The sequence below is a fragment of the Hydrogenovibrio sp. 3SP14C1 genome (assembly GCF_029625905.1).
GTDB lineage: Bacteria > Pseudomonadota > Gammaproteobacteria > Thiomicrospirales > Thiomicrospiraceae > Hydrogenovibrio.
Map to the genome: position 1 here is coordinate 1 of NZ_JARTLM010000060.1, position 283 is coordinate 283.

Genomic DNA, 283 nt, shown 5'->3' on the forward strand with positions numbered 1-283 from the left:
GGCGAGTTCTTCACCACGAGCCTGCTCACCCCGCTGACCTCCGATGCAGTCGGCTGGTACCAGTACTGGACCTACTTCATGATGGCGTGGTGGCTGAGCTGGGGTGCGTTCGTCGGAGTCTTCCTCGCGAAGATCTCCAAGGGGCGGACCGTGCGCGAATTCGTCCTCGGCGTCATGGGCGTGCCCAGCCTCGTCTTCTTCGCCTGGTTCACGGTCTTCGGCGGGACGGCGATCAAGATCGACATGGACGGCACCGGTGCGATCGGCAAGGCCGCCGCCGAGG

Annotated in this window: 1 protein-coding gene; it reads left to right on the forward strand. The window is 65.0% G+C overall.

What is annotated here, in order from left to right; all coding sequences use genetic code 11:
* Positions 1–283 (forward strand): BCCT family transporter (locus P8629_RS11630; RefSeq protein ID WP_278166288.1); only part of this gene is annotated, 283 nt, incomplete at both ends.